This is a genomic window from Mesorhizobium sp. M0802, from assembly GCF_040320115.1.
Taxonomy (GTDB): domain Bacteria; phylum Pseudomonadota; class Alphaproteobacteria; order Rhizobiales; family Rhizobiaceae; genus Mesorhizobium.
The window spans coordinates 120,167-143,368 of record NZ_JAMYOY010000009.1 but is presented as its reverse complement, the minus strand read 5'-3'; the positions used below and the strand labels follow the sequence as shown (position 1 = coordinate 143,368).

At 63.0% G+C, this 23,202-nt stretch carries 24 protein-coding genes and 3 pseudogenes; 14 read left to right on the top strand and 13 right to left on the bottom strand.

The genetic code is table 11. From position 1 onward, the window contains the following. Nucleotides 1-104: 104 nt before the first annotated feature. Together clpX and clpP are read right to left on the bottom strand one after the other, a co-directional pair. Nucleotides 105-1,379, bottom strand: a complete 1,275-nt coding sequence (gene clpX, locus NKI10_RS15185; RefSeq protein WP_023682305.1) for an ATP-dependent Clp protease ATP-binding subunit ClpX — start codon at nucleotides 1,377-1,379, stop codon at nucleotides 105-107. Nucleotides 1,380-1,674: 295 nt separating this feature from the next. Continuing rightward, nucleotides 1,675-2,304 carry an ATP-dependent Clp endopeptidase proteolytic subunit ClpP gene (gene clpP / locus NKI10_RS15180; protein WP_023682306.1) on the bottom strand — a complete coding sequence of 210 codons (630 nt, stop codon included), beginning with the start codon at nucleotides 2,302-2,304 and terminating at the stop codon, nucleotides 1,675-1,677. 310 nt (nucleotides 2,305-2,614) lie between these two features. Here clpP and NKI10_RS15175 point away from each other — a divergent pair, with 310 nt between their 5' ends. The 4 genes from NKI10_RS15175 (at nucleotide 2,615) to NKI10_RS15160 (ending at nucleotide 5,293) form a co-directional block, all read left to right on the top strand. After that, nucleotides 2,615-3,205: a hypothetical protein gene (locus tag NKI10_RS15175; RefSeq protein ID WP_023689466.1), complete on the top strand. Its 591-nt coding sequence runs from the start codon at nucleotides 2,615-2,617 to the stop codon at nucleotides 3,203-3,205. Between the two features lie 107 nt (nucleotides 3,206-3,312). Next, nucleotides 3,313-4,560 carry a cytochrome P450 gene (locus tag NKI10_RS15170; RefSeq protein WP_023693297.1) on the top strand — a complete coding sequence of 416 codons (1,248 nt, stop codon included), beginning with the start codon at nucleotides 3,313-3,315 and terminating at the stop codon, nucleotides 4,558-4,560. Between the two features lie 18 nt (nucleotides 4,561-4,578). Beyond that, entirely contained in the window at nucleotides 4,579-4,881 is a 303-nt protein-coding gene (locus tag NKI10_RS15165; protein ID WP_348625504.1) for a transporter substrate-binding domain-containing protein, read from the top strand. Beyond that, nucleotides 4,766-5,293, top strand: coding sequence for a type 2 periplasmic-binding domain-containing protein (locus NKI10_RS15160; protein WP_280790547.1), 528 nt, complete (start codon nucleotides 4,766-4,768; stop codon nucleotides 5,291-5,293). The genes NKI10_RS15165 and NKI10_RS15160 overlap by 116 nt, the downstream gene beginning before the upstream one ends. A gap of 20 nt (nucleotides 5,294-5,313) precedes the next feature. Here NKI10_RS15160 and NKI10_RS15155 read toward each other — a convergent pair whose 3' ends face one another. From NKI10_RS15155 to NKI10_RS15130, 6 genes and pseudogenes are all read right to left on the bottom strand, one after another. After that, nucleotides 5,314-5,646, bottom strand: coding sequence for a cupin domain-containing protein (locus NKI10_RS15155; RefSeq protein WP_373420123.1), 333 nt, complete (start codon nucleotides 5,644-5,646; stop codon nucleotides 5,314-5,316). 242 nt (nucleotides 5,647-5,888) lie between these two features. Beyond that, nucleotides 5,889-7,169 carry an O-acetylhomoserine aminocarboxypropyltransferase gene (locus NKI10_RS15150; protein ID WP_023693295.1) on the bottom strand — a complete coding sequence of 427 codons (1,281 nt, stop codon included), beginning with the start codon at nucleotides 7,167-7,169 and terminating at the stop codon, nucleotides 5,889-5,891. 167 nt (nucleotides 7,170-7,336) lie between these two features. After that, nucleotides 7,337-7,858 (bottom strand): CoA-binding protein, encoded by a 522-nt coding sequence (locus tag NKI10_RS15145; RefSeq protein WP_023705040.1) that lies wholly within the window; start codon nucleotides 7,856-7,858, stop codon nucleotides 7,337-7,339. Beyond that, a pseudogene (locus NKI10_RS15140) lies at nucleotides 7,855-8,630 on the bottom strand (AAA family ATPase). The gene NKI10_RS15145 and the pseudogene NKI10_RS15140 overlap by 4 nt, the downstream one beginning before the upstream one ends. An 8-nt stretch (nucleotides 8,631-8,638) precedes the next feature. Continuing rightward, a complete protein-coding gene (locus NKI10_RS15135) occupies nucleotides 8,639-9,061 on the bottom strand; it encodes a VOC family protein (RefSeq protein WP_023689472.1) in 423 nt (140 codons plus the stop codon). A gap of 11 nt (nucleotides 9,062-9,072) precedes the next feature. Further along, the gene (locus NKI10_RS15130; protein WP_023689473.1) at nucleotides 9,073-9,894 is read right to left on the bottom strand and encodes an enoyl-CoA hydratase; all 822 of its coding nucleotides are present in this window, start codon (nucleotides 9,892-9,894) and stop codon (nucleotides 9,073-9,075) included. Nucleotides 9,895-10,040: 146 nt separating this feature from the next. Between NKI10_RS15130 and NKI10_RS15125 the strand changes: the two genes are divergently transcribed. The 3 genes from NKI10_RS15125 (at nucleotide 10,041) to rpsI (ending at nucleotide 11,670) form a co-directional block, all read left to right on the top strand. Then, entirely contained in the window at nucleotides 10,041-10,505 is a 465-nt protein-coding gene (locus NKI10_RS15125; RefSeq protein WP_023693292.1) for a PaaI family thioesterase, read from the top strand. A gap of 216 nt (nucleotides 10,506-10,721) precedes the next feature. After that, nucleotides 10,722-11,186, top strand: coding sequence for a 50S ribosomal protein L13 (rplM, locus tag NKI10_RS15120; RefSeq protein WP_023669409.1), 465 nt, complete (start codon nucleotides 10,722-10,724; stop codon nucleotides 11,184-11,186). A gap of 1 nt (nucleotide 11,187) precedes the next feature. Then, a complete protein-coding gene (gene rpsI, locus NKI10_RS15115) occupies nucleotides 11,188-11,670 on the top strand; it encodes a 30S ribosomal protein S9 (protein ID WP_023669408.1) in 483 nt (160 codons plus the stop codon). Between the two features lie 266 nt (nucleotides 11,671-11,936). Here rpsI and NKI10_RS15110 read toward each other — a convergent pair whose 3' ends face one another. After that, nucleotides 11,937-12,836 (bottom strand): LysR family transcriptional regulator, encoded by a 900-nt coding sequence (locus tag NKI10_RS15110; protein WP_023693291.1) that lies wholly within the window; start codon nucleotides 12,834-12,836, stop codon nucleotides 11,937-11,939. Between the two features lie 91 nt (nucleotides 12,837-12,927). On the opposite strand from NKI10_RS15110, the gene NKI10_RS15105 reads away from it, so the two are divergent. Beyond that, nucleotides 12,928-13,800 carry an aldo/keto reductase family oxidoreductase gene (locus tag NKI10_RS15105; RefSeq protein ID WP_352860738.1) on the top strand — a complete coding sequence of 291 codons (873 nt, stop codon included), beginning with the start codon at nucleotides 12,928-12,930 and terminating at the stop codon, nucleotides 13,798-13,800. A 187-nt stretch (nucleotides 13,801-13,987) separates the two neighbouring features. On the opposite strand, the pseudogene NKI10_RS15100 reads toward NKI10_RS15105, so the two are convergent. Then, nucleotides 13,988-14,185 (bottom strand): annotated as a pseudogene (locus NKI10_RS15100) (glycerophosphodiester phosphodiesterase family protein); the annotation flags it as partial. Between the two features lie 112 nt (nucleotides 14,186-14,297). Between NKI10_RS15100 and speB the strand changes: the two are divergent. From speB to NKI10_RS15085, 3 genes and pseudogenes are all read left to right on the top strand, one after another. After that, nucleotides 14,298-15,299, top strand: coding sequence for an agmatinase (gene speB, locus NKI10_RS15095; RefSeq protein WP_352860736.1), 1,002 nt, complete (start codon nucleotides 14,298-14,300; stop codon nucleotides 15,297-15,299). Between the two features lie 29 nt (nucleotides 15,300-15,328). Continuing rightward, the gene (argC, locus tag NKI10_RS15090; RefSeq protein ID WP_023682318.1) at nucleotides 15,329-16,255 is read left to right on the top strand and encodes an N-acetyl-gamma-glutamyl-phosphate reductase; all 927 of its coding nucleotides are present in this window, start codon (nucleotides 15,329-15,331) and stop codon (nucleotides 16,253-16,255) included. A 61-nt stretch (nucleotides 16,256-16,316) separates the two neighbouring features. Then, nucleotides 16,317-17,130 (top strand): annotated as a pseudogene (locus tag NKI10_RS15085) (aminoglycoside phosphotransferase family protein). Between the two features lie 79 nt (nucleotides 17,131-17,209). On the opposite strand, the gene NKI10_RS15080 reads toward NKI10_RS15085, so the two are convergent. After that, complete coding sequence (locus NKI10_RS15080; protein ID WP_352860734.1) at nucleotides 17,210-18,334, bottom strand: COX15/CtaA family protein; 1,125 nt, start codon at nucleotides 18,332-18,334, stop codon at nucleotides 17,210-17,212. Between the two features lie 151 nt (nucleotides 18,335-18,485). On the opposite strand from NKI10_RS15080, the gene NKI10_RS15075 reads away from it, so the two are divergent. After that, nucleotides 18,486-18,701: a DUF2842 domain-containing protein gene (locus NKI10_RS15075; protein ID WP_023669401.1), complete on the top strand. Its 216-nt coding sequence runs from the start codon at nucleotides 18,486-18,488 to the stop codon at nucleotides 18,699-18,701. A 15-nt stretch (nucleotides 18,702-18,716) separates the two neighbouring features. Here NKI10_RS15075 and NKI10_RS15070 read toward each other — a convergent pair whose 3' ends face one another. Beyond that, on the bottom strand, nucleotides 18,717-19,775 hold the full coding sequence (locus NKI10_RS15070; protein WP_352860732.1) for a polysaccharide deacetylase family protein: 1,059 nt from the start codon (nucleotides 19,773-19,775) through the stop codon (nucleotides 18,717-18,719). Nucleotides 19,776-19,866: 91 nt separating this feature from the next. On the opposite strand from NKI10_RS15070, the gene NKI10_RS15065 reads away from it, so the two are divergent. After that, a complete protein-coding gene (locus NKI10_RS15065) occupies nucleotides 19,867-21,096 on the top strand; it encodes a GNAT family N-acetyltransferase (RefSeq protein WP_023669399.1) in 1,230 nt (409 codons plus the stop codon). 3 nt (nucleotides 21,097-21,099) lie between these two features. Here NKI10_RS15065 and NKI10_RS15060 read toward each other — a convergent pair whose 3' ends face one another. Further along, complete coding sequence (locus tag NKI10_RS15060; RefSeq protein WP_023669398.1) at nucleotides 21,100-21,810, bottom strand: GntR family transcriptional regulator; 711 nt, start codon at nucleotides 21,808-21,810, stop codon at nucleotides 21,100-21,102. 264 nt (nucleotides 21,811-22,074) lie between these two features. On the opposite strand from NKI10_RS15060, the gene NKI10_RS15055 reads away from it, so the two are divergent. Beyond that, a complete protein-coding gene (locus NKI10_RS15055; RefSeq protein ID WP_023689478.1) occupies nucleotides 22,075-23,175 on the top strand; it encodes an ABC transporter ATP-binding protein in 1,101 nt (366 codons plus the stop codon). Nucleotides 23,176-23,202: the final 27 nt, after the last annotated feature.

The following is a 23,202-nucleotide window of genomic DNA, read 5'->3' as shown; positions in this document are numbered from 1 at the left end:
CGACACGTTCGTTCATCCACTCCGTCACAAGGATCGGTACCTCACCACAGCAAAACGGCGCCCCGCGGGCGCCGTTCCATAAAAAGGTTAGGCCAGATGCCAGATCAGGCGCTGACGTTGCCCTTCTTTTCCTTCTGCTCGGAATAGATGTAGAGCGGCCGGGCGCTGCCGGTCACCACTTCTTCCGAAATCACCACTTCGCGCACGCCTTCCAGGGCGGGCAGTTCGAACATGGTGTCGAGCAGGATCGCTTCCATGATCGAGCGGAGGCCACGGGCGCCGGTCTTGCGCTCGATGGCGCGCTTGGCGATCGCCGACAGCGCATTCTCATGGAAGGTCAGGTCGACACTTTCCATCTCGAACAGCCGCTGATACTGCTTGACCAGCGCGTTTTTCGGCTCGGTCAGGATCTGGATCAGAGCCGGCTCGTCGAGGTCTTCCAGCGTCGCCAGGACCGGCAGACGGCCGACAAACTCGGGGATGAGGCCGAACTTCAAGAGATCCTCGGGCTCGACCAGGCGGAACACGTCACCGGTGCGGCGATCCTCGGGCGAAGCGACGATGGCGCCGAAGCCGATGGAAGTCTTCCTGCCGCGATCCGAGATGATCTTGTCCAGCCCGGCGAAGGCGCCGCCGCAGATGAACAGGATGTTGGCGGTGTCGACCTGCAGGAACTCCTGCTGCGGATGCTTGCGGCCGCCCTGCGGCGGCACGGAGGCAACGGTGCCTTCCATGATCTTCAGAAGCGCCTGCTGCACGCCCTCGCCCGACACGTCGCGGGTGATCGATGGGTTGTCGGACTTGCGCGAGATCTTGTCGATTTCATCGATGTAGACGATGCCGCGCTGGGCGCGCTCGACATTGTAGTCGGCCGACTGCAGCAGCTTCAGGATGATGTTTTCGACGTCCTCGCCGACGTAACCGGCTTCGGTCAGCGTCGTCGCGTCGGCCATGGTGAAGGGCACGTCGATGATGCGGGCCAGCGTCTGGGCAAGCAGCGTCTTGCCGCAGCCGGTCGGGCCGATCAGCAGGATGTTGGACTTCGCCAATTCGACGTCGTTGTTCTTGCCGGCATGCGCGAGGCGCTTGTAGTGGTTGTGGACCGCCACCGACAGCACGCGCTTGGCGTAGGGCTGGCCGATGACATAGTCGTCAAGAACCTTCAGGATCTCCTGCGGGGTCGGCACGCCCTCGCGCGACTTCACCATCGAGGTCTTGTTCTCCTCGCGGATGATGTCCATGCATAGCTCGACGCACTCGTCGCAGATGAACACCGTTGGGCCGGCGATCAGCTTGCGCACCTCGTGCTGGCTTTTGCCGCAAAACGAGCAATAAAGCGTGTTCTTCGAATCACCGCTGTTGTTGCCGACTTTGCTCATTTTCCTGTCCTTTCATGGCCGCCCGCCGATGGTCTGGCTGAAAGGGCGCATATTCTATCTATCGCGGGAATTCGCCGCCGCCAGTGTCCCGGCTCCCGCAACGCATTCCGTACGAAACACAAATCAGAAAACGTCGCAATGATTCGCGCCAACCCTGCACAAAGCTAAGCCGTCGAAAATCAACATAGCCTTAACGTAGGCAATCCCATCCACCGAGGGAACAGCCAATTGTGGCCGAAATGCCGCAAATCCCAGCAAAAGCGCGTTATCCCGCCACCCAACTGCCATGCAGCGATTATGCCGCAGCGCCTTCGACCGGCTCGCGCGACGAAATGACCTTGTCGATGAGGCCGAAATCCTTGGCTTCGTCGGCTGTCATGAAATGGTCGCGGTCAAGCGTCTTTTCAATGTCTTCGTAGCTCTTGCCGGTGTGTTTGACGTAGACCTCGTTGAGGCGGCGCTTCAGCTTGATGATGTCCTGCGCGTGCCGCTCGATGTCGGAGGCCTGGCCCTGGAAACCGCCGGAAGGCTGGTGAACCATGATACGGGCGTTCGGCGTGGCAAAACGCATGTCCTTGTGGCCGGCGGTCAGAAGCAGCGAGCCCATCGACGCCGCCTGGCCGATGCACAGCGTCGACACCGCCGGCTTGATGAACTGCATGGTGTCGTAGATCGCCATGCCCGAGGTCACCACGCCGCCCGGCGAGTTGATGTAGAGATTGATCTCTTTCTTCGGGTTCTCGGCCTCGAGGAACAAAAGCTGTGCACAAACCAGCGTCGCCATACCGTCTTCGACCGGGCCGGTGATGAAAATGATGCGCTCTTTCAGCAGGCGCGAGAAAATGTCGTAGGCCCGCTCGCCGCGATTGGTCTGCTCGACCACCATCGGAACGAGGTTCATGTAGGTTTCGACGGGGTTCTTCATGGACTACCCTTTTTGGAGATGGGGATTCCGGCGCCGGAACATCGGGCAGAATCGGTTCTTGATGGTTAGAATGTAAATAGGATGCCGGCTCACCCTAGCGCAAGGCCGCCTCCTCCTAGCCATCTGGTTAAGTCGAATCAAGGTTTCCGCGCAAGGGAAAGTCCGAACGCGGCCAGCGGCGTTTTTGCGGTGTAGCAATTCCTTAACCGCGTCGCTTAACGAAATGCGGCGAAACCGCTTTCCCCCGGAGAACCTTCCCCTACAATTCAACATTGAACCTCACGTTTCGGGTTCAAACAGGGGGAGTGCCATGATCAGGAAAACTGCTTGCCTCGCCATCTCCGGCCTTGCCGGTCTCGGCATGGTGTCCGATGCGGTTGCCGGCGGCCGGGCCGCCGAATGCTATGAGCCGGTGCACAGGCCGGCGCTCTATGACACCGTCTATGAAGACGTCATGGTCAGTCCCGGCGGGCAGTTGGTCGACTATGATCCGCCGATCTATGGCACCATGGAGCGCGTCGAGCAGATCGCGCCGCCCCGAGTCACCTATGACATCGTACCGGCGAGAACCCGCACCGTTTACCGCACGGTCCAGGTCGACGATGGCGGCTATGCCTGGGAATGGCGCGTCATCCACGGCCGCAAGGTGCTGTGCAAGGTGTGGCGCAAGGCCCGCTACGCGCGTGTGGCCGAAACAGTGGTGGTTGAACCGGAGCGCACCCGCCGGGTTGTGCTGCCGGCCGAATATGAGAGCGTCGCCCATGAAGTGCTGGTGCGGCCCGAGCGGCGGCACGTCACCCAGATAGCGCCGTCATACCAGAGGATGGCGCGCCGGGTGGTGGTGCAGGAAGGCTCGACCAGCTGGCGCCGCGTGCATATTGCCAGGCATTGCGAGGATTAGACTTCGGTACTTCGCCGAGGTCCGCCTCGGTTGGCTCAATCCATAGGGCCGTCGGGTGCCAACATCCGGTCTGGCACCAAGCCGGCAAGCCGCGGTAATGGTCTGGCATGACCACATCCATGCCGCCCTACCTCGCCTTTGATCCAGCCACGCGCCGCCTGCGGCTCGATCCGCACGAACCGGCGTTTTTCCAGAACCCCTACGACGCCTATGCCGTCCTGCATGGCGCATCGAATGCCTTCTTCTGGGAGGAATTCGGCTTTTGGTGCTTTGGCGGCTTCGACGACGTCAACCGGCTGTTGCGCGACCGCCGCTTCGGTCGCCAGAACCCGGCCGGCATTCCCGACAGCCGCGGCATCGGCGAGGATCGCTCGCATTTGGCCGCTTTCGACGGCATCGAGAGCAATTCGATGCTGGAGCTGGAGCCGCCGGTGCACACCAGGCTCAGAACCCTGGTCAACCGCGCCTTCGTCTCGCGCCAGGTCGAGCGGCTGCGGCCGCGCGTGGAGGCGCTGGCCAATGAGCTGATCGACCGTTTCGAACCGCGCCAGGTCGATCTATTGCCCAGCTTCGCCGCACCTTTGCCGATCACCATCATTGCCGAAATGCTCGGTGTGCCGGTCGAAATGGGGCCGCAACTGCTCGACTGGTCGCACCGGATGGTGGCCATGTACATGCATGGCCGGACGCGCGAGACCGAGGAAGCGGCCAATCGCGCCGCGCACGATTTTTCCGACTTTTTGCGCGGCTATGTCACCGAGCGGCGGAAGAAGCCTGGCGACGACCTGCTATCGCTGCTGATCGCGGCACAAGAGGATGGCCAGAAGCTGTCGGAAGACGAGTTGGTCTCGTCTGCCATCCTGTTGCTCAATGCAGGCCACGAGGCGACCGTCCATCAAACCGGCAACGCCGTGCGCACGTTGCTGGCGCAAGGCGGCGACCCCGGCCGTTTCTTCACCTCGCCGGAAGCAACCGCTGCAACGGTCGAGGAGTGCCTGCGCTTCGACGCGCCGCTGCACATGTTCACCCGCTACGCCTATCAGGAGGTCGAGGTGACATCGGGGGTTGTCGTACAACCGGGCGAGACGGTCGGCCTGCTGCTCGGCATGGCCAATCATGATCCGCTTGCCTTTGCCGAACCCGGCGCCTTCCGGCCCGGCCGACTAGACCAGAAGAATGTCTCGTTCGGCGCCGGTATCCATTTCTGCATCGGTGCGCCGCTGGCGCGGCTGGAGTTGCAGGTGTCGCTGAAAACCCTGTTCGAGCGGCAGCCGCAACTCCATCTTGCGGAGCAGCCGCGCTTCCGCGACACCTATCATTTCCATGGGCTGGAAAAGCTCACTGTGAGCTTGTGAGGACGGCGGAGCCGACGCATGCCCGAGAAAATGAGATTCGCCTTTCTACAGGAACCACCCTTCTGCTTTATCGACGGATCGGGACGTCTGGGCGGCAGCGATGCCCAACTGGCCAAGAGGGTCTGCCTGACGCTCGGGCTGGAACTTTTGCCCATCGAGACCGAGTTTGCCGAGCTGCTGCCTGGGCTTGCCGAAGGGGTGGGACATGACCACCGGCCTGTTCATTTCCGAAGACCGCCGGAAGCTGGTCGACTTCACAAGGCCGATCTGGATGCTGGCGGATGGATTGCTGGTCGCGAAAGACAATCCCCGCGCCTTTGATGGCTATCGGTCCGTCGCCAATGATCGGACGGCGCTGATCGGCGTCATATCGGGCCAGATCCAGCACCGGACGGCCCTGCAAAACGCTATTCAGCCCGAACGGCTAAGGATATTTGCCACCCAGGCCGAAGCAGCTAACGCCGTCGCGGCCGGCGTGGTGCATGCCTATGCGAGTGTAGCGCTCGCGCATCGCGGCTATCTGAGCCGGCGACCCGACGCGCCTCTCGACGTCGTCGACGTCCCGGCAGTCGAAAAACAGCCAGCGCCCGGCGCTTTCGCTCTCGCCAAAGGCAGTGCCACCCTGCTCCAGCGCGTCGACTTATGCCTCAGTGATTTGCTTGGCAGTCCCTGGCACAGGGAGATGATGAGCGGATACGGCTTTTCCGACACTGACATCGATCGGCTTTTGTGAAGTCCAAGCGCGCCGCGAGATCAGAGCTTGACCACATACTCCTTGCGGGTCGTTTCAAGCACTTCCCAGCTGCCCCTGAAGCCTGGCCTGAGCACGAAGCTGTCGCCGGCGCGCACCGTGCGGGCCTCGCCGCCATCCTCGGCAACCACCGAGACGCCGGACAGGATGTGGCAGAACTCCCATTCGTCATATTCGATGCGCCATTTGCCCGGCGTCGCTTCCCAGATGCCGGCATAGAGGCGGCCATCGCGCTCCTCGACATTCCAGGTGCGGAACTTCGGATCGCCCGCAATCAGACGATCCGGCGCCGGGGCGCCATGTTCGGCGTCGACGCTGTCGGTCGATATTGCCAAGTAATGCGCGGACAGGGTTTGCCTCCAACAGATTAGTGAGTAGTGAGTAGTGCAGTGAGTAGTGCAGTGAGTAGTGACTAGTGAGTAGTGAGCGGAAAGCGCTCCCTCGAGCGGGTGGCTGATCACTAATCACTGCTAACTAGTGAATACCGACTACTACTCACTACTCACTACTCACTACTCACTACTCACTACTCACTACTCACTACTCACTACTCACTACTCACTACTCACTCAAAAAATCAAACCTTGGTCAAAGCCTGTTCCAGATCGGCGACGATGTCGTTGACATCCTCGATGCCGACGGAAAGCCGGACCGTGTCCGGTCCGGCACCCGCCTTGACCTTCTGCTCGTCGGAAAGCTGGCGATGCGTGGTCGAGGCCGGATGGATGACCAGCGACTTGGTATCGCCGACATTGGCGAGGTGCGAGAACAGTTCGAGCGCCTCGACGAACTTGATGCCTGCGTCGTAGCCGCCCTTCAGGCCGAAGGTGAAGACAGCACCGGCGCCTTGCGGCGAGTATTTCTTCTGCAGCGCGTTGTTCTTGTCGCTGGGCAGGCCGGGATAGTTGACCCAGGCGACCTTGGGGTGGTTGGACAGCCAGCCGGCTACGGTGATCGCATTGTCGCAATGGCGCTGCATCCTGAGTGGCAAGGTCTCCAGCCCGGTCAGGATCAGGAAGGCATTGAACGGCGAAATCGCCGGGCCGATGTCACGCAGGCCAAGCACGCGCGCGGCGATGGCGAAAGCGAAATTGCCGAAGGTTTCGTGCAGGACAAGGCCGCCATATTCGGGGCGCGGCTCCGACAGCATCGGATATTTGCCGGATTTCGACCAGTCGAACGTGCCGCCATCGACGATGGCGCCGCCGATCGAATTGCCGTGGCCGCCGATGAACTTGGTCAGCGAATGGACGACGATGTCGGCGCCATGCTCGATCGGCCGCACCAGATAGGGCGAGGCCAGCGTGTTGTCGACGATGAGCGGCAAGCCGTGCTTGCGGGCGATGTCGCCGATTTTCTCTATGTCGACGAAGGTGCCGCCGGGATTGGCCAGGCTCTCGATGAAGATCGCCTTGGTCTTGTCGTCTATCTGGCTTTCGAAGGTGGAGACGTCGTTGGTGTCGGCCCAACGCACCTCCCAGCCGAAATTCTTGAAGGCATGGCCGAACTGATTGATCGAACCACCGTAAAGCCTTGTGGCGGCCACGAAATTATCGCCAGGCCGCATGAGATTGTGGAACACGATCACCTGTGCGGCATGGCCGGAAGCAACGGCAAGTGCAGCCGTGCCGCCTTCGAGCGCCGCGATCCGCTCTTCCAGCACCGCCTGGGTCGGGTTCATGATGCGGGTGTAGATGTTGCCGAAGGCCTTCAGCCCGAACAGCGAGGCGGCATGGTCGGCATCGTCGAACACAAAGGAGGTCGTCTGGTAGATCGGCGTGGCGCGTGCGCCCGTCGCCGGGTCGGGCTTGGCGCCGGCATGGACGGCGAGCGTGTTGAAACCGGGCGTGCGGGTCATCGAAAACCTCCCTGAGCGGTAAACGTGTGAATGATGAAATGGTCAATGGTGAGCGATGAATGGTGGTCGCAAAGTCGGCCAGTCCCACCTTGATTGCAAGCCGCTCATATGCGGCTTTACCCGGCTTCCAGGAAAATCCTTCTATTCACCATTCACCATTCACTGCCTTACTTCTGGCGCACACCGAAACTCTGGAATCCCGACCGCATCAGCGGCTTCTTCGACGAAAGCACACCGGAGTTGACGCCGGTCCAGCCGATCTCGCCCGACAGCTTGCCATATTCGATCTTCGGGCAGCGGTTCATCACCACCTTGATGCCGGCCGCCTCGGCACGCGTCGCCGCCTCGTCATCGCGCACGCCAAGCTGCATCCAGACGACTTTCGGCAAGGGATCGAGCTTCAGCACCTCATCGACAATGCCGGGCACCGCTGCAGAGGCGCGAAAGATGTCGACCATGTCGACCGGCTCCGGCAGATCGGCAAGGCTGGCATAGGTCATGCGGCCGAGGATTTCCTTGCCGGCCTGCCCAGGATTGATCGGAAACACCGAAAAGCCCTTGGCCAGCAGATATTTCAGCACGAAAAAGCTCGGCCTGACATCGTTGGCCGACGCGCCGACCATGGCGATGGTCTTCACAGAATTGAGGATGCCGCCGATATAGGCATTGTCGTAGCTATCGTGATTCACTCGTCGGTCTCCCTCAGTGCTTCCTCCATAAAGGACTGCGGGTCCGTGCAGAAGTCGCGCATCATGCGAAAATGATCGGTATCGGTGAAATCTGTGGGGTCGAGGCCGAAGCGGCTGATGCGGAACAGCCGCGCGCCCGGACAGGCCATCAGCAGCGGCGAGTGCGTCGCCATGATCACTTGAGCCGTGCCGGACCGGTCCATGCGCCGCAGCATCTTCAGCAGCTCGATCTGCCGCGATGGCGACAGCGCGCTTTCGGGCTCGTCGAGGATGTAGATACCTTGCCGGCGGCAGCGCTCCTCGAAGAAGCGGATGAACCCTTCACCATGCGACCAGGACAGGAAATCCGGCGGCGCCCCGCCAGATTCCAGCGCCGCCTGATCGAGATAGCGGGCAACCGTGTAAAAAGATTCGGCGCGGAAGAACCAACCCGCTGTGACCTTCGGCAGCCAGTGGCCGCGCAACGTGTCGGCAAGCGCTGCACCACTCTCGTCGATGGCGCCGGAGTGGTCGACGGGCATGTAGCCCTTGCCGCCGCCGGCTTCGTCGTAACCGGCCAGCGCGCCGATCGCTTCCAGCAGCGTCGATTTGCCGGTGCCGTTTTCGCCGACAATGATGGTGATCGGCGTGGTGAATTCGAGCTCGAATTCGCGGCCGCGGAACAGAGGCAGGTCCAGGGATACTTGTCCCAATCTTCCACGCGCTCGGGGTCAATCAGGATGCGTTTGAGATAAGGCGCCTTAAGCCGGGTCAGTTGCTTGCGATAGCCCATGCGGACGCTCAGTCCGGCAGCGAGATGGTGCCGTCATCCGCGATCGGGAAGGCCGGATTGTGTGCGACTTCCCAGACATGGCCGTCGGCATCGGCGAAATATCCATACCAGCCGCCCCAGAAGGCGCGGCCTGCCGGCTTGACGATCCTGCCGCCGGCCTTCTCGGCGGCCGCCAGCACGTCGTCGACTTCGGCATCGGAGCGGGTGTTGTAGGCGAGGTAGACCGCCGACGGTGCTGCGGCGAAGGCAATGCCTGAATCCTCCTCGGCGCTTGGCCTCGGGAACAGGCCGAGAATGGCGCCGCCCATCTGGAAGAAGGCGACGCCATCGGTGATGCCGGCGTGGCGCTTCAAGCCCATGCCTTCGTAAAAGCGCACGGCGCGCTCGAGATCGTCGGTGGCGATGGTGATGATGGAGATGCGCGGTTCCATGGATCGAAAACCTATTCGTCCGTCCATTCCGGTTTGCGCTTGCCGATGAAGGCGCCGATGCCTTCCTCGGCGTCGCGGGCCAGCATGTTCTCGACCATGACGCGGCCGGTATAGGCATACGCGTCCGCCAACCCCATCTCGGCCTGCGCGTAAAAGGCTTCCTTGCCGGTCTTGACCACCAGAGATGATTTGGAGGCAATGGTTTGCGCGTATTTGGTGACGATCTGATTCAGGTATTCGCGCGGCACGACGCGGTTGACCAGGCCGAATTCCTTGGCGGTTGCGGCATCGATGGTCTCGCCGGTGAGCAGCATTTCCATGGCGTGCTTGTGAGACACGTTGCGTGACAGCGCCACCATCGGCGTCGAACAAAACAGGCCGATATTGACGCCCGGCGTGCAGAAGGTCGCTTCATGCGAGGCAATGGCGAGGTCGCAACTGCAAACCAGTTGCAGCCCCGCAGCGGTGGCTAGGCCATCGACTTCGGCGATGATCGGGAGCGGATGGCGCACGATCTGCTGCATCAACGCCGCGCAAGCCGAAAATGTCTGCTCGAAAAACCCCTTGCCCTTGTCGGCGTCGGCGCGGCGCGCGGTCATTTCCTTGAGATCGTGACCGGCGCAGAAGACTTTCCCGGCGGCCGCCAAGACGATGACGCGGACCGATTTGTTGGCCTTGGCACGGTCGAGCTCGGCGCTCAATGCCGCCATGACGGAAAGCGACAAGGCATTGGCGGGCGGATTGGCGAGCGTCAGGCGCAGCACGCCCTTGTCCAGCCCGGCGATGACCGGCCCGTCTATGGCAACAGGTTTGATCGAAAGGATTTCGGCCATGACAAGGGTCTCCGCGATTCCGCCGGGCGCCGCCAGACTATCTAATATCGGATCGAGTTTCATCAACACCCATCGCTTGCGCCAGAGGTGTTGCCAGAAGCGCATCATTGCGTTCATACAGGCCCGGCATAGAACGAGAGACCGACATGCCCGCCCAGGACAATCTCAAGCCGGTGCTGACGGCGGCTGAAGTCAATGCGCTGATGGCCAGCGTCTACCCCCAGCTCAACGACGAGTTCACGTCGTATGAGGCGCTCGATGTGTTTCCCGGCGGCTGCACGGTGCGGCTCAACGCCAGCGAACGGCATTTGCGTCCCGGCGGCACGGTGTCCGGGCCCTCGCTGTTCACGCTGGCCGACATTGGCGGCTATGTCTGCGTGCTCAGCCATGCCGGGCCGGATGCGCTTTCGGTTACCGTCAACCTCAACATCAATTTTGTCCGCAAGGCCGAAGCCGGGCCGATCGACGGCCATTGCCGCATCCTGAAGCTGGGCAAGAGCCTGATGGTGTTCGATATCGACATCGTCGCCGGACCGAAGGGACACACGGTAGCGCATGCGACCGGCACCTATTCGATCCCGCCGAAGCGCGCCGCCGATGTGGTAAAATAATACCTTTTGATCAAACCTTTGTTTTTATTACACTTTACGAGCAGACGTGCTTTTCCCGCGCCTTGACGTGCACCACCCCCTCGCCTATAAGCCGTCACGAAGCAGCGGCCCGCAAAGGCCGCCGTTTTGTTATTGGCGGCGGGCAAGTGCCTTGTCGCCAATCCAAGCAACAAGAAACGCCTTCTTCGGAAGGTCAAAATCGAAAGCAGAAAATCCATGGCAACCTTTTCGCAGAAGCCTGCGGATGTGGTGAAGAAGTGGGTGCTGATCGACGCCGAGGGTCTCGTCGTCGGCCGTCTCGCCACTGTCATCGCCAATCATCTTCGCGGCAAGCACAAGCCCACCTTCACCCCGCATGTCGACGACGGCGATAACGTCATTGTCATCAATGCCGACAAGGTGGTGTTCACCGGCAAGAAGTTCACCGACAAGGTCTATTACTGGCACACCGGTCACCCCGGCGGCATCAAGGAGCGCACCGCGCGCCAGCTGCTCGAGGGCCGTTTCCCCGAGCGTGTCGTCGAGAAGGCCGTCGAACGCATGATCCCGCGCGGGCCGCTCGGCCGTCGTCAGATGAAGAACCTCCGCGTCTATGCAGGCACGGAACATCCGCATGTCGCCCAGCAGCCCGTCACCCTCGACGTCGGCGCGCTGAACGCCAAGAACAAGAAGGTTGCATAAGATGGCTGAGCTTTCCTCGCTCGCAGAATTGGGCGCCGCCACCGGCAACACCAACACCCAGCCGGCAGCACCCGTCCATGTCCAGAAGCTCGACAAGTCGGGCCGCGCCTATGCCACCGGCAAGCGCAAGAACGCCATCGCCCGCGTCTGGGTGAAGCCGGGTTCGGGCAAGATCGTCGTCAACGACAAGGAATTCGCGACCTATTTCGCGCGTCCGGTCCTGCAGATGATCCTCAACCAGCCGATCATCGCTTCCAACCGCGCCGGCCAGTACGACATCGTCGCCACCGTCATCGGCGGCGGCCTGTCCGGCCAGGCCGGTGCCGTTCGTCACGGCATCTCCAAGGCGCTGACCTACTATGAGCCGGCACTGCGCGCCGTGCTCAAGAAGGGCGGCTTCCTGACCCGCGACAGCCGCGTCGTCGAGCGCAAGAAGTACGGCAAGGCGAAGGCCCGTCGTTCCTTCCAGTTCTCGAAGCGCTAAGCGCTGCGACGTTCCAGACATCGAAAGGCCGCCTCCGGGCGGCCTTTTCTTTTGGGTCTCGGCAGTCACCCCACCCGGCGCTTCGCGCCGACCTCCCCATCGAGGGGAGGTAGGAGGTCGCGGCAGTTTTGCCGCCCGGACAATCCACGATGGTCCAGCGGCTACAAACCAGTTCGACCATAAAAACGCGGCACCCTACCTCCCCTCGATGGGGAGGTCGGCGCGAAGCGCCGGGTGGGGTGATGGCGCCGGCCTCGGTTCAAGTCTCAGAACTTGCCGGCCTTGATGTAATCGATAAACGCCCGTAGCGGCGCTGGAACCAGACGCCGTCCGGGATAGTACAGAAATGGTCCGGGAAAACTCTGCCACCACGGTTCGAGCACGGGCTCCAGGGCGCCGCTTTCGAAGTGAGGGCGAAGCCAGCCCTCGAAGAGAGCGACGATGCCGCTGCCGGCAATGGCCGCATGGACGGCAAGATCGCTCGCCCCGCCGATCCGCACGATCAACGGCCCCGTCGTGTCGACACGCACCACCTCGCCGTCGCGCTCGAATTCCCACGGCAGCATCGCACCGCTGGCAAAACGACCGCGCAGACAAGCATGGCCAAGCAGGTCGCTCGGGTGCTGCGGCCGCCCATGGCGCTCGAGATAGGCGGGGCTGGCGCCAGTGGCGAAGCGCTGGACGCGCGGTCCGATCGGCACCGCGATCATGTCCTGCTCCAGTCGCTCGTCATAGCGGATGCCGGCGTCGCAGCCCGCCGCCAGCACGTCGACGAAGTTCTCATCGGCGATGACCTCCAGCCGAATGCCGGGATAGGCGGCGAGGAAGCCCGGAACGATGTCGGGCAATATCAGCCGCGCGGCGCTGACCGGGACGTTGAGGCGCAGCGAACCAGCCGGCCTGTCGCGAAAGCCATTGACCACGTCGAGGGCCGCCTCCACCTCCGACAGCGCCGGGCCAAGCCGTCCGAGCAGGCTGAGGCCTGCGTCGGTCGGAACAACACTGCGTGTGGTGCGGTTGAACAGCCTGACGCCGAGCTGCGTCTCCAGGCGGCGCACCGCTTCGCTCAGGCCCGACGCGCTGCCGCCGCCGGCGCGAGCCCCTTCGCGAAAACCGCCGGCACGCGCCACCGTCACGAAAGCATTCAGATCGCCCAGGTCCATCATTGTTCGCCATTCCGCACAAGCTGTACGGATTGTACCTTATTATCCCGAGGTTGAGCAGCGTCTATCTTCGCCTCCTCAAAGGAGACCGACCATGTCCACCATCCAAAAATCCGGCACATTCACCCTCGGCAGCCACACCGTGAAACGGCTCGGCTACGGCGCCATGCAACTTGCCGGCCCGCACGTTTTCGGTCCGCCGAAGGATCATGACGCGGCCATTGCAGTGCTGCGCGAAGCGGTGGCCTCCGGGGTCAACCACATCGACACCAGCGACTACTATGGCCCGCATGTAACCAACCAGCTGATCCGCGAAGCGCTGGCGCCCTATCCGCAAGACCTCGTCATCGTCACCAAGACCGGGGCGCGGCGCGGCAGCGACGGCTCCTGGCTGCCTGCCTATTCCGCCAAGGAACTAGAGCAGGCCGTGCACGACAATCTCAGGAATCTCGGCCTTGAGGTGCTGGATGTCGTCAATCTGCGCATCATGTTCGGGGTGATGGGTCCGGCCGAGGGCTCGATCGGGGCGCAGTTGACCGCGCTTGCCGAACTGCAGCGCAAGGGCCTGGTGCGCCATATCGGCCTGAGCAACGTCACCCCAGCGCAGGTCGAGGAAGGCCGTGGGATCGCCGAGATCGTCTGCGTGCAGAACCAGTACAATCTGGCGCATCGCGACGACGACGCGTTGATCGATGAACTGGCGCGCGCCGGTATCGCCTACACGCCGTTCTTCCCGCTCGGCGGCTTCAGCCCGCTGCAGTCGTCGACCTTGTCGGATGTGGCCGCACGGCTCGGCGCCACACCCTTGCAGGTCGCGCTCGCCTGGCTGCTGCGCCGCTCGCCGAACATCCTGCTGATCCCGGGGACGTCGTCGGTCGGGCATTTGAGAGAGAACCTGGCGGCGGCGGAACTGGAGCTGTCGGCTGATGTGCTGAGGGAATTGGATGGGGTGGCGAAAGCGGCGTGAAGCGCCAGCAATCTCCCCCCTCGAGGGGGAGATGTCGCCAAAGGCGACAGAGGGGGTCGGTTCGACCGGGCTGGACCTTTTCTCAGCGGCAGAGGGAGGTTAGCGCTCCACGCGAGGCGACCCCCTCTGGCCTGCCGGCCATCTCCCCCTCAAGGAGGGAGATTGCAGCTCCAGCCTCCGCTCCAATGATACTCGCCGTATTCGCCGGCTCGGCCGGCTTCGCCTCATCCACATAAGGCACCCTAAACCCGTTGGCCCCAGCCAGCCAATCGCAGCCTTCGGTTCGTCGGTCTGGATGATGGTGGCGCCGCGTTCAGCTCAGAAACCGTGGTCTCGGCGGCATGCCGGCCTGCACCGCCAGTTCATCGCCGCGGCCGCCGGAGAGGAGTCGCCGGGCCTTGCGCCTTGGCTATACAAGTCCTTCGCCAAGCTGTGACTGGCATCTTGCGTGCCGGTTCTGTAATTGTGGCAGCCCGATGAACAAAGAAGGACCCGTAATGGCGAACCAGACCATCGACAACGCGTTCACCGCCCGCTCCAAGACGGGGCCTTCCTTCGAGCCGACCTATGCCGGCGCGCTGTCGTTCATGCGGCGCAAATACACCAAGGATGCAAAGGGCGCGGACGCCGTCGTGTGGGGCATTCCGTTCGATGCCGCCGTCACCAACCGGCCGGGCGCGCGCTTCGGGCCGCAGGCGATCCGCCGCGCCTCGGCGATCCTCGACAACGACCCGCAATATCCGTTCTCGCGCGACCTGTTCGAGCATCTCGCCGTCATCGACTATGGCGATTGCCTGCTCGATTCGGGCAATCACCAGAAGACACCAGGCACGATCGAGCGCGAGGCGGCGAAGATCCTGAAATCGGGTGCCTTCCTGTTGTCGCTCGGCGGCGATCATTTCGTCACCTGGCCGCTGCTCAAGGCACATGCCGCCATCCACGGGCCGCTGGCGCTGGTGCAGTTCGATGCGCACCAGGACACCTGGCCTGACGATGGCAAGCGCATCGACCATGGTTCGTTCGTCGGCCGCGCCGTCAATGAAGGCATCATCGACCCCGACCGCTCGATCCAGATCGGCATCCGCACGCATGCCCCCGATACGTTCGGCATCAAGATCCTTTACGGTCACGAGATCGAGGAGATGCGGGCTTCCGACATCGCCTATGCGATCGTCGACCGCACCGGCGGCAGGAAGACCTATCTCACCTTCGACATCGACTGCCTCGACCCGGCCTTTGCGCCCGGCACCGGCACGCCGGTTGCCGGCGGACCGTCCTCGGCGAAAATCCTGTCGACGCTGCGCCAGCTCGGCCAGCTCGATATTGTCGGCGCCGACGTCGTCGAGGTTGCGCCGGCCTATGATCACGCCGATATAACGGCGATCGCCGGCTCGATGGTGGCCATGCACTATCTCGGCCTGTTGGCCGAGCGAAAAGCGCGGGCGGAAGAGCTGAACAGCGGCAACCATGGCGCGGCAAACCATGGCCAGGGCATATAGGCCTGAATTAGCAGGGAATTGACGGGCACATGAAACCGAAAATCTTCATCGATGGCGAACACGGCACCACCGGCCTGCAGATCCGGGCGCTGCTGGCCGAGCGCGGCGACCTCGAGATCATCTCGATCCCGGCCGAGCGCCGCAAGGAAACGGCGGCGCGCGCCGAGTTCCTCAATGCCGCCGATGTCGCCATCCTGTGCCTGCCGGATGCGGCTGCCAAGGAAAGCGTGTCGCTGATTGCCAACGACACCACCAAGGTGATCGACGCCTCCACGGCGCATCGCGTCGCCGAGGGCTGGGAATACGGTTTTGCCGAGCTGGACAAGGATCAGGCCAGGATCATCGCCAATGCGAAACGCGTCGCCAATCCCGGCTGCTGGCCGCAAGGGCCGATCGCGACGCTGCGGCCGCTGGTCGCTGCCGGTCTGCTGCCGGCGGATTTCCCGATCACGGTCAATGGCATTTCGGGCTATTCGGGCGGCGGCCGGCCGATGATCGAGGACTATGTCGCCAAGGGCGAGGATGCCTCTGAATTCCAGGTCTATGGGCTGACCCTGCAGCACAAGCATGTGCCGGAGCTGCGCACCTATGCGAAGCTGTCGCACGATCCGATCATGCAGCCGGCGGTCGGCAATTTCGCCCAAGGCATGATCACGGTGGTGCCGCTGCAGCTCGGCGGGCTTGACCATGTGCCGGCCGGCGCCGAACTGCACGCGGCAATCGCCGACCATTTTGCCGCCATCAAGGGCGGCGTGGTCGAGGTAGCTCCTTACGAGCACGTGGAGCGCCTGCCCGAGATCAATCCCGAGGTCTATAACGGCACCAATCGGATGAAGGTCTATGTCTTTGCCAATGATGACCGGGCGCAGGCGCTGCTGATTGCGGTCTATGACAATCTCGGAAAGGGCGCCTCGGGTGCTGCCGTTCAGAACATGGATCTGATGCTCGGCCTTTAATTCAGTTGGAGAGAGCATGTTGCCCGAAAACCGCTTAACACTTTTCGGCATCACGCTCTGAATGGACGCGCCTGCATTTCCAAAGCGCTGGAAGATCAGCGCGCCCGAGCTCACTGCGGAGACGTTTTCGAGCCGCATCTGGAAGGTGCGGCGTGAGGACGGCTCGCCGGCCATCGTCAAGGCGCTCAAACCATTCGACGATGTCGAGGACGAGTTGCGCGGCGAGCACTATCTCGCATGGCGGCGCGGCGAAGGCGCGGTGCGGCTGCTTGGCCGGGACGGCCACCGCATGCTGCTCGAATATGCCGGCGACACCCTGCTTTCCGACGTTCTGGCCAAAGAAGGCGACAACGCCGCGACCGCAATCGCGGCCGAGTTGATGGGGAGACTGTTCTCGCCCACAAGACACCCTGCCCCGCCGGACCTGCAGCCGCTGCGGACACGGTTTGCCAGCCTGTTCAAAAAGGCCGGAGCCGATCGCGACGCCGGAGAGCACAGCCTCTATATCGAGGCCGCCGAAATCGCGGACCGGCTGCTCGATGCCCCGCATGCGGTCAAGCCGCTGCATGGCGACCTGCATCACGACAACATTTTGCACGGTGCGCGCGGCTGGCTGGCGATCGACCCGAAGGGCGTGCTCGGCGATCCCGGCTTCGACGCCGCCAATCTGTTCTACAACCCACTGGGGCGCGACGACCTCTGCCTCGATCCCGAGCGCATCGCGCATATGGCCGAGATCTTCGCCAGGACACTCGGCCAGACGCCGGCTGCCATTCTCGACCATGCCCATCGCCTATGGCTGCCTGTCGGCCGCATGGCATCATGAGGACGAGAATGCGGTCGACGAGAACCGCGAGCTGTCGGTTGCGGAGTGATCCGAAAGGTGCGGCTCAGCTTCTGACCGGCGCAGCCTCGCGCGTTAGACGTAGCGAGGCAGTTCGTTCGCGAAATAGATTATTGCGACGGCCAAGACACCGTAGACGATGTACCTGCGTTCATGGGCGGTCGTGTCGGCAATGGATAGGCGCCTTTGGTACCGCGCCAATGGGCGGCGGAAAAACCGAGCAGGACCAGCGCGAAGGCCTGATGGGTCAGCGCCATGTGCAGCGGCACCTGCATCAGCAGCGTGCCGATGCCGATCGAGGCCTGGACCAGCACCAGCAGAAACAGCAGCGTCGCGCGGCGTGCGTGTGTCGTGCCCGGCAGCCGCCGGCGCGTCGCTATCATATGCCAGAGCGCAAGGGCAAAGACCGTATAGGCGCCGAGCCGGTGGACGAACTGCACCGTCTTCGGGTTCTCGAAGAAATTGCGCCAGGCCGGTTCGAGCAGCAGCAGGTTGCTGGGGATGAGCTTGCCATCCATCAGCGGCCAGGTGTTGTAGCTCAGACCGGCGTCGAGCCCTGCGACCAGGCCGCCGAGATAGATCTGGACCAGCACCAGCAGCACGATGAAGCCGGCCAGCCTTTTTGTCGGCCGGTCGGCGGCAGGCTCCGAATGCGGCGCCAGCCCGCGCGCGACCACCATGGTGGCGGTGAAGATCAGGGCGGCAAGCGTCAAATGCGTGGCCAGCCGGTACTGGCTGACGGAGACCCGGTCGATCAGGCCGGAGGCCACCATCCACCAGCCGATGGCGCCTTGAAGGCCACCAAGCAGCAGAATACCGACCAGCTTTGGCCCAAGGCCGCGCTCGATGCGGCGCGTCGCCCACAAGACCAGCAGCGGCAGGCCGAAGACCAGGCCGACACTGCGCGCCAGGATACGGTGCGCCCACTCCCACCAGAAGATCGACTTGAAGGCATCGAGGCTCATGCCCTTGTTGAGCTCGGCATATTGCGGAATCTTCTGGTAGAGCTGGAATTCCTCCTGCCACTCCGCGTCATTGAGCGGCGGTATCACACCGTGGATCGGCTTCCACTCGGTAATCGACAGGCCGGAATTGGTGAGCCTGGTGGCGCCGCCAACCAGCACCAGCGCAAACAGCACCAGAAGCACGACATAAAGCCAGCCGCGCAGCAGAGCCCGGTTTTGCAGATCGCGATCGCGGTCAATGTAAGGCGCGGCGGCTGATATGGCGGCCATGGGCTGGTCCCGGCAGGTTGACGTGGCGGATTGGTGAACCATCGCAACCCGGCTGACAAGACCGGACGGCGCGGCACGCCGTCGCGCCGCAAGTCACGGGTTGCACGCGCCCCCGGTTGGGCCTAAGCGGAGGCGATCAACGAGAACGCTCATGCCCATCCGCCTGAAAAAGCTGATCGGAACCTTCCTGCTGGTGGCGCTTGTCATCATCTATGCGCTGGTCGCGTCGATCATAGCGGTCGCGCAGCTGTCGCAATCCAGCCCGCTGGTGCATTTCCTGTTTTTCCTGTTCAGCGGCCTGTTCTGGGTGCTGCCTGCGATGGGCATCATCAAATGGCTGATCCTGGAGCCGCCGCCGAAAGGCTGAAGCGCCCGACCCAGGTTAGATGGTGACGACCATTTTGCCGGCATTGGCCAGCGGCGTCGTCACGCCCGACAACATGGTGCGGATATGGGCGACGCTCTGGTAGCGGCCGTTGATCGAAATGCGCGGCAGCGCGTGCAGGAAGCCGGCATGCTCGGCGTGCAGCACGCCGTGGCGCGTGGTCACCGCCGAGGCGTAGCCGGCGTCGCGGGCAAAGCCCACTTCGCGGCAGCCGACAGCGCTGGCGTAACCATAGGGGTAAGCGAGATGACGGGGGTCTTCGCCGAGCTGCGCCTGCAGTTGGCGCCTGACGTCGACGATCTCATGGCGCGCATCGGCTTCGTCGAGCCGCTTCAGATTGCGGTGGTTGACCGTATGCGCGCCGATCGTCACCAGCCTGTGCCCGGCCACGGCGCGGATGTCGTCCCAGGTCATCAGCGTGCTTGGGCGCAAGCCATCGAGGTCGATGCCGTTCGAGTGCGCCAGATCGCGCAGCACGGCGCGCTGATCCTCCTCGCGCACCTCGAGCGTCAGATAGGCATGCAGACGCGCATTGGCGTGGAGTTTCTTGCCGTGGGTCGAGCAGTCTATGGTCACCGGCCCCTTCGGCGTCGCCAGCGTCAAACGCTCCCGCGCGTTGACGATATCCTCGACCACGTCCCACCATAAATCGGCGCTGCCGTCGATCAGACCCGGCGCGACATAGATGGTGATCGGCGCGTCGTGCTTTTCGAGCACTGGCAGCGCTTCGGTCATGTTGTCGCGATAGGCGTCGTCGGCGGTGATGGTGGCGAACTGGCCGTCCTTGCCGCCGGCCTTGATGCGCTCGATCGCCTCGTCGAGGGTGACGAAGGCATAGCCCCTCGACTTCATGTCGGCGACGAGAGCGTCGAGGAATCGCGGGGCGATGTTGAGGTGGCGGTTAACGCCGTCCGGCTTCTCCGGCGTGGCGGTGACCCGATGCAACATGAGGACGGCGCCAATGCCGCCGACAAACGGCTTGGCCAGCGGTGCAAGGCCGGTAAAGCGGGCGATATTAAGCGCCAGTTTCCGAACTGCCTCACCACCGTCGATCATTCATTCACCTTTTGCGCCTAGGCTCGATCCAAGCACGGAACGCGCCGACGCGAACTCCTGATCGCGACGAATACGCCTTAAGGATTGAGGTATGGTTGACGCCACCGCGTCATTTGACGGCAATCGGCTCGCCGCAAGCAAGGCGTCTGCGCGCACGCCGGCTGCCGACCAGACCAGTCTGTCGGTGTCGATCGCAGATGCTGCCGCGCTCGCCTCTTACGGCGAATTCTGCCGTTCGGCGCTGTTTGCGCCGGCGCAAAGCGCGGACTGGGTTCGTGCCTGGACGGCGCAGGCTAATCCCGATGCCGTCATTGCCACGCTGACAATCGAGGACAGGCCGGTCTTTGCACTGGCACTGGAAATCACGCGAACTGGTCCATTCCGCGTCGCCCGCTTCATGGGCGGGCGCCATGCCAACGGCAATTTCGCCGCCGCCGATCCGGCATGGCTGGCAAAGGCAGATGCTGGGGGGATCCGCAGGCTGGTGACGGCGATCGGCAAGGCGCGTCCCGACATCGATCTCGTTGCCTTGGAAAGGCTTCTGCCCGACCTCGATGGTGTTGCCAATCCGCTGGTGGCGTTCTCCAACTTTCCGAGCCCAAACCTGTCGCTCGCCGTCAATCTCGACGGTGGTTTCGATGCGCTGCTGTCGCGTGTGGGCGGCAAGCGCAAGCGCAAGAAGCACCGTTCGCAGACACGAAAATTCGAGGCGGTCGGCGTTCATCGCCGCATCGAGGCGCAGACACCCGAAGACGTGAACCGGCTGCTCGACGCTTTCTTCGAGATGAAGGAGTTCCGCTTCGCCAAGATGGGCATCGCCAATGTCTTCGGCGAGCCGGAGGTGCGGGCTTTCTTCCGTGCCCTCTTCGCCGGCGCGCTGGCCGAGGAGAAACCGGCCTTTGTGCTGCATGGGCTCGAAGTGGCCGGCAAGCTGCGTGCAATCACCGGCTCGAGCCGCTCGGGCAAACGCCTGATCTGCGAATTCGGCGCCATCGCCGAGGACGATCTCGGCCACACCAGCCCCGGCGATTTCCTTTTCTTCGACATCATCGAGGAAGCCTGCCAAACAGGCTTCGATGTCTATGATTTCTCGGTCGGCGACGAGCCCTACAAGCGGCTCTGGTGCGATATCGAGACCCAGCATTTCGAGGTGCTGGCGCCCCTGACGCTGAAGGGACGCGCCCTGGCGTCGGCGCTGCGGCAGGGCGCACGGGCGAAAGCCTTCATCAAGAACAACCCGACGGTCTGGAAGCTGACCAAGATGCTGCGCCGCAAGGCCGCCGGACAGGCAGCGCCCGCTCCCACGGACGACGAAAACTAGCGTTCAGAAATTCAGCGCTTCGCGGAGCGCCGGGCCGGCCCTGACCCGCAGGTCGAGATCTGCCTCGATGTGGTCGATATGGTGCAGCATCAGCCGGCTCACCAACCCGCAATCGCCGCTTTCCAGCGCGCCGACCATTTCCGTGTGCTCACTGTGTCCGCAGGCCGACACGCCGGATCGTCCGTAAAGGGCGATGACCAGCGACGAACGCGCCACCAGCTCCTCCATGAAGCGCTGCAGGATGGCATTGCCGGCGACGGAGGCGAGCAGCAGATGGAAATCGCCCGACGCCTTGATTTCGGAGCGCCGGGCGGTTGGGCCGCGCTCGGCGATGAAGCGGCCTTCCTCGTCGAGCTGCGCGCGGAACGCAGCGATATCGGTGGCTGTGACCCGCCCACAGGCGGCAATGGCGATGCCCGGCTCGATCAGCCGGCGCGATGCGAACACCTGGCGCGCTTCCTCGGGCGAAGGGTTGGCGACGAAGGCGCCACGGTTGCGCTCGGTACGCACCAGCCCCTCGAAGGACAGCATCTGCAGCGCCGCGCGCGCGACGGTGCGCGAGACGTCGAACAGCGTGCCGACCTCGCCTTCCGACAGCTTGGTGCCGGGCGTCAGCCGACGGTCGACGATGGCGTCCCGCAGATTGTCGCGAATCGCCTGGGCGCGATCCTGGTTGGCGCTGTCGGCGGAATGGATCTGATCGGCAATGTTCATGGCGATGATGGTTCCCAGCCTCTTCTAGCGCGACTCGTCGCCTGCGCACGAGAGGCAAAGTGGACACGAAGCCAAAAAAGATTGCATACGATTCTTGTGCAGATCGCGCACAATCGCCCATAATTTGTGCAATGCACAAGATAGCCTACCGGCTAGGCAGTGGGCAAGAACCCCGATTTCGCTGTCGATTCAAACGCTTGGGCCGATTGCCGCCGATTGGCACGCATAATGCATTGGTTAATGCGACCAAACGGGGAAGCCTGAATGTCCAAAGCCGCCGAGATCGACATCGTCTCCGTTTCGAAAGTGTACGGAACGACGACTGCCGTCGAGGCCATCAGCCTGAAAATACCGGCAGGCACCTATTGCTGCCTGCTTGGCCCCTCCGGCTGCGGCAAGACCTCGACGCTGCGCATGATCGCCGGCCACGAAAGCATTTCGTCGGGCGATGTCCGCCTCGGCAACATTGTCGTCACCGACCTGCCGCCGGCAAAGCGTGGCACGGCGATGATGTTCCAGTCCTATGCGCTGTTTCCGCATCTCGACCTTGTCGACAATGTCGCCTTCAGCCTGAAGATGAAGGGCGTCGACAAGGAGCAGCGCCGTGCCAAGGCGCTCGACATGCTCAAGCTGATGCAGATGGAGGCCTATGCGACGCGCCGGCCGGCGCAGCTTTCCGGCGGCCAGCAGCAGCGTGTTGCACTCGCCCGCGCTCTGATCACCGATCCCGAGGCGCTGCTGCTCGACGAGCCGCTGTCGGCACTCGACCCGTTCCTGAAGATACGCATGCGCGCCGAGCTGAAGAAATTGCAGACCTCGCTTGGCATCACTTTCGTCCACGTCACCCACAGCCAGGAAGAGGCCATGGCCTTGGCGGACCTGATCGTGGTGATGAATGACGGCCGCATCGAACAGGCGGCGCCGCCGCGAGATGTGTTCGAAAGGCCGGCCACCGCCTTCGTCGCGCGCTTCATGGGTGACCACAATGTCATCTCCGGCCGGGTTACCGGCGCGCGCGACGGCATGGTCGTCTTCGACGTCAATGGTGGCGCCTCGCTCGCCGCCCGCGGGCAAGGCCGGGAGGCGGGCCAGGAGGTGGGCACGCCGATCGACATCGCCATCCGCACCGACCATGTGCGCATCGGCGAAGCACCCTCTCCCGGCCTCGGCTTCACCGGCATCGTCTCCAACATCGAATATCGCGGCGCCACGGTGAAGCTGTCGGTCACCGGCGGCGGCATCGACGATTTCACCGTTATCATCGACGATTCCGACTTCTTCGCCAAACCCGTCGCCCTTGGCGACGCCGTACCGCTCGCCTGGGATTCCGAGGACGCCATCGTCCTCGGCCGCCTTCATTCATGAATTCAACGAAGCAAAACAAAACAGGGG